Consider the following 4,996-nt stretch of genomic DNA (forward strand, 5'->3'; position numbering starts at 1 on the left):
GTCCAGGCCCGCCTCCCCACCATGTTGCCGCCCGGCTCCCGTGGCCCCGGAACGGAACGTCCATTCCGCGTCGACCTGTCGAGTCCCCGGCCATCCACAGCCGGCGGTTACACCGGCCAGCCACCGACAGCGGGAGCCCGGCACATCAAGAGAGCTAGAGACGAATGGAGCCCTCGGTGCAGCGCCGGATGTCAGACCCCTGTTGTTGAATCCCGCGGCTTCAGGAACTGCACCCGAAACGGGAGGGGTACAGATGACGCGAAGAATGATGCGGCGCGACACGGGACGGCGACCAGGTCAGAGCGCGCGGGAACGGCAGCAGGCGCTCGCCAGTGCGGATCCCGTGATGACCGTTCTCGCACGACAGCTCGGAATCAACACCGCGGAGCAGGCCTGGGATGCGGGCGCCCGAGGAGAGCAACACGTCGGACGTCTCCTGAACCCGCTCCGCGCCGACGGGTGGTTCGTCATGCACGACCTGAAGGTCAGCCGCGGCGGCACGAACGTGGATCATCTGGCGATCGGCCCTTCGGGCGTCTTCGTCATCGACACGAAGAACGTGCAGGGCAGCGTGTGGGTCGGTGGCCCCAACATCAAGGTGAATGGCTTCTCCAAGGACTACGTGGAGAAGCTCGAGGCTCAAGCGCTGCTCGTCCGCCAGGCCCTTCTCGAGGAAACCGACTGGGACTCCTTGTGGGTTCAGGGCCTCCTCGTGTTCGTGAAGCCCGACCTGCACGTGAAGGAGCAGCCTGAGAACATCGTCGTACTGGATGACTCGGAGCTGCTTCCCGTGCTGGTCAACGGGAATCGCCGGTTGTCGACCGCCCAGGTCGAGAGACTTGCTCGGGCGGCCCAGGCCATCTGGCGGTAGAACCGCCACGCCCGCGCGGGCAGTTGGAGCGCCCTACTCCACGCCCCCGGCCACCCGGCGCTGGGGCCGGGCTTCCAGCTTGCCGCGAATCTTCAGGTCGTCGAACGTGCACTCCAGGTTGCGGCACCCGAGCGCCACCTTGCCCACGCGGTTCTCCAGGCCCGGCAGCAGCTTGCGCGCGAAGCGCTCGTTGTTGAGGAACGCCTCCACCAGGACGCCGCCGTTCTTCGCCCGTTGCATCCGCAGGCTCACCAGGTAGGGCCCGTGCTTGGGCAGCGGCATCTCGTCCTCGACGAGGTTGTCCGTGTCCAGCGCGCTGTTGCCCACCACCTCCTGGCCGTCCTCCGTGAAGTAGCGCCACGCCAGCCGCATCCCCGCGTTGGGGATGGCGAAGGCGGACAACTGGAGATCCTTGATGCGGAAGGCCAGCTCGCCGTAGTGCTGCGCGTCGGGCTCCTCGGGGTACTCCTTCCCGAGCGGCTTCACGTCCATCACCACGTCCGCCCGGAAGTCGTTGATGGAGAAGTAGCGGTGCGCCACGTACGCGCGCGGCACCAACCGCCGCCCGTTCGTCTCCTTGCCGCCCTGCACCGCGTGGAGCTGCCCCTCCACCAGCTTCCACTGACCGCTGTGGACGTTGATCTCCTCCTCGCCCGCGTCGAACCCCACCTCGAACCGCGACGGGCCGCCCGCCTTCGCCGGCTCCGCCAGGTTCACCGAGGCGAACACCTCACCGTACGTGTTCGGCGGCCAGGGCTTCTCCCCCGCCCGCACCTTCACGCCCTGGGTGCCGATGACGACCTTGTCGTCCTTGCCCAGGTGCAGGCTCACCGGGCCCACGAACCACCGCACCGCCAGGCCCAGCATCGCCAGCCCACCCACCACCGACAGGCCCCCGCGCACCCGCCGCCAGCCCGCCCGCATCCGGCGTGACAGGTTGCTGGCCGGCCGAACCCTCGCGGTCACCACCCGCCGCTCCACGTCGCCCTGCGGCAGCCCCGGCGCGGACGAGTTGGTGATCATCGCCTCCAGCGCCGCCGCCAGCTCGCCCGCGCGCGCGTAGCGCGCCTCCGGGTCCGTCTCCAGCAGCCGCTCCACCACCTCGTCGATGCGCGGGTCCAACCCCGGCACCTTCGCGGACGGCAGCTTGAAGCGCCCCAGCGGCAGCTCGCCGGTGAGCACCTCGTACAGCATGACGCCGATGGAGAAGAGGTCCGCGCGCCCGTCCACGTTCTTCGCGTCGCGCCGCTGCTCCGGGGCCATGTAGTTCAGCGTGCCCATGGCCACCGCCGTCGCGGTGAGCTGCAGCCGCGAGTCCTGCGCGCGGATGCCCGCCAGCCCGAAGTCCGCCACCTTCACGTGGCCGCGCCCGTCCAGCAGGATGTTCTCCGGCTTCAGGTCGCGGTGGATGATGCCCTTGTCGTGCGCGCACTCGATGGCGCGCGCCACCGACAGGAGGATCTTCAGCGCCCGCTCCGGCTTGACGCCGGCCGCCATCGCCTCGCGCAGCGAGCGGCCCTCCACGTACTCCATGACGAAGTAGTAGTGCTCGCCCGCCACGCCCCGGTCGATGATCTGGATGATGTGCGGGTGGTTCAGGGCGGCCAGCGCCGTGGCCTCCTTCTCGAACCGGGTGACGAACTCCGGGTCCTTCGCCAGCCGCGGCGGCAGGAGCTTCACCGCCACCGTGCGGCCCAGTGACTGCTGCCGCGCGAGCCACACCTCGCCCATGCCGCCCCGGCCCAGCACCTCCAGCAGCTCGAAGCCGGGCAGCTCCACCTTCTTGCCCGTCAGGAACGTGCTCACGTCGTGCACATTCGCACCCAGGTCCGAGTGCGCGCTCCCCGTCCCCGTCGGCACGGACGAGCGCAGCACCGTGGGCTCCACCGGCAGCTCCGGCTTCACCCCGTTGGAAGGCAGCGCCACCCCGCTCGCTCCCTCGACGGGCACGGCCACGCCCGGCAGGGGCACCGCGCTCGGCGGGTGCGTGTCCCCATGGGCGTGCGCGTCGTCCACGAGGGCCACCCCGGACACGGGAACGGCCACACCCGAGCCCCGCGCCGGAACGGCCACGGACTGCGCGGACATGGCGGGGGCCTCCGGGGCCCCGCCCGGCACCACCATCACACCATTCCCCACCCCTCGGGGGGCCTCGTGCGAGGACATTCCGGAAGTACCAACACCGGAGCCCGCCGAAGGTGACACCGCGACTCGCGAATTCCGGTCGAAGACGCCACTGGCCCCGGGCACCATCGTGTTCCGCGAGCCGATGGTGGACGGCGTGTCACCGCGACGCACCTCGAACCGGATGCCGCAGCGGCAGATGGCCTTCTGCCCGCTGACGTACACCCGGATGTCGTGCTGCGCCCCACAGTTGGGACAGGCCTGCGTCGTCATCATGCGCGGCGCGGGGAGGCGGCGGTGGTGTACTCGAGACCATGGACGCGGTACGTCGGGACGGCCTTCTCCTTGCCCTTCACCTGCATGGCCGGCAGCTCCTCCACGTCGAAGCCGTGGCCCGCCTTGCGCACCGTCGACTCGGAGGCCAGCACCTCACCGCTCTTGGCCAGCCCGCACAGGCGCGAGGCCGTGTTCACCGTGTCGCCGATGGCGGTGAACTCGTGCCGCTCGGCGCTGCCCATGTAGCCCACGACGGCCTGGCCGGTATTCACGCCGATGCCGACTTCAATGGGCATCTTCCCCGAGGCCACGCGCGCGCGGTTCATGGCCGCCACCGCGTCCTGCATCTCCAGCGCCGCGCGCAGCGCCCGGGCCGCGTCGTCCGGGTGTGACAGCGGCGGGCCCCACACGGCCATGACGCAGTCACCGATGAACTTGTCCAGGTTCCCCTCGTAGCGGAACACCACGTCCGCCATCGCCGAGAAGAAGGTGTTGAGCATGGACACCACTTCCTGCGGCGGATCACTCTCCGACAGGGTGGTGAAGCCGCGGATGTCCGCGAAGAGGCAGCTGACCTCGGCCAGCCGGCTCTGCGCCAGGTCCTCCGTCTCGCCGGCAATCACCGCGTCCGCCACCGCCTTGGACAGGAAGCGGCTCAGCTCCGCGCGCGTCACCGCCTCGGCGCGGATCTGCTCGGCCAGGGCCGCGTTCTCCAGGGCGATGCCCGCCTGCGCGGCGATGCCGGAGAGGATGGTCAGGTCCTTCTCCGAGAAGGCGTTGATCTGCTGCCGGCTGTCCAGGAACAGCACCGCCTGGATCTTCTCCTTCACCATCAGCGGCACGGCCATGGCGGAGCGGATGCCCTGCGCCACGATGCTCTCCGCCGCGGAGAAGCGCTCGTCGATGATGGCGTCCGCCGTCAGCACCGCCTTGCGCGTCTCCACCACGCGCTTGAGCACCGTGTCGGACAGCATGACGTTGACGGCCTTGCCGGACCGGTGGTGCACCGCCGCGGGGATGAACTGGCCGTCGTCCGCCACCTTGAGGATGACGCCGTGGTCCGCCGCCAGGAGCTGGAAGGCCACCTTCAGGATCTGCTCGAACAGGCCCGTCTGGTTGCCCTGGAGGCTCACCTGCCGGTGGAACTCGTGGGCGATGCGCAGCTTCTCGTAGTCACGGCGCAGCGCGTCCACGTCCGTCACCATGTCGGCCGGACGGAAGTTCTGCGGCACCTGGTCCATCTGCGCCAGGAAGGCGGGCATGGACACGGACTGGGCCACCACCGTGACGCCGGGCGCGGTGGGCGCGGTGTGGTTCACCGCCACCTCGCCGCTGTGGAAGATGAGCCGCGAGGAGCCCAGGGCAATCTCGTCCCCGTCCCGCAGCTTCAGCTCCTTCACCCGGCGGCCGTTGACGAACGTGCCGTTGGACGAGCCCAGGTCCTTGAGGACGAAGTCCTTGCCCACACGCTCGATGAGCGCGTGCTCCTTGGAGACCTCGCGGTCCACCAGCCGGAGCGTGTTGGACGGATGCCGGCCCAGGGACGTCGTCGGTCCCAGGGGGAATTCTCCCAGGGTGCCGTCCGCGAAGCGCCCGGTCAGGCGGGGGCCGCGGATCTGCCCGGGTTTCGGTGCGATTGGGGCGGGGGCCTGGGTCACGCGGGAGTCCTCACCGGCCCGGACAGTATCAGAGCCGGGATAAACCGGGGAACGCTCGACGCCATCC

General features: G+C 69.8%; 3 protein-coding genes. 1 reads left to right on the top strand and 2 read right to left on the bottom strand.

Annotation, left to right across the window (positions count from 1 at the left end):
• The first annotated feature begins 253 nt into the window (after positions 1-253).
• Positions 254-871 carry a nuclease-related domain-containing protein gene (locus tag HG543_RS51320; RefSeq protein ID WP_169352302.1) on the top strand — a complete coding sequence of 206 codons (618 nt, stop codon included), beginning with the start codon at positions 254-256 and terminating at the stop codon, positions 869-871.
• Between the two features lie 33 nt (positions 872-904).
• Here HG543_RS51320 and HG543_RS51325 read toward each other — a convergent pair whose 3' ends face one another.
• Both HG543_RS51325 and HG543_RS51330 read right to left on the bottom strand, forming a co-directional pair.
• The gene (locus HG543_RS51325; RefSeq protein ID WP_169352304.1) at positions 905-3,268 is read right to left on the bottom strand and encodes a serine/threonine-protein kinase; all 2,364 of its coding nucleotides are present in this window, start codon (positions 3,266-3,268) and stop codon (positions 905-907) included.
• Positions 3,268-4,929: an adenylate/guanylate cyclase domain-containing protein gene (locus tag HG543_RS51330; protein WP_169352303.1), complete on the bottom strand. Its 1,662-nt coding sequence runs from the start codon at positions 4,927-4,929 to the stop codon at positions 3,268-3,270. Before HG543_RS51330 ends, HG543_RS51325 begins: the two co-directional genes overlap by 1 nt.
• Positions 4,930-4,996: the final 67 nt, after the last annotated feature.

Source organism: Pyxidicoccus fallax, from assembly GCF_012933655.1.
GTDB lineage: Bacteria > Myxococcota > Myxococcia > Myxococcales > Myxococcaceae > Myxococcus > Myxococcus fallax.

Excerpts from the sequence above, each read along its gene's own strand:
- HG543_RS51320 (WP_169352302.1), top strand. The coding sequence starts at position 254 with ATGACGCGAAGAATGATGCGGCGCGACACGGGACGGCGACCAGGTCAG.
- HG543_RS51325 (WP_169352304.1), bottom strand. The coding sequence starts at position 3,268 with ATGACGACGCAGGCCTGTCCCAACTGTGGGGCGCAGCACGACATCCGG.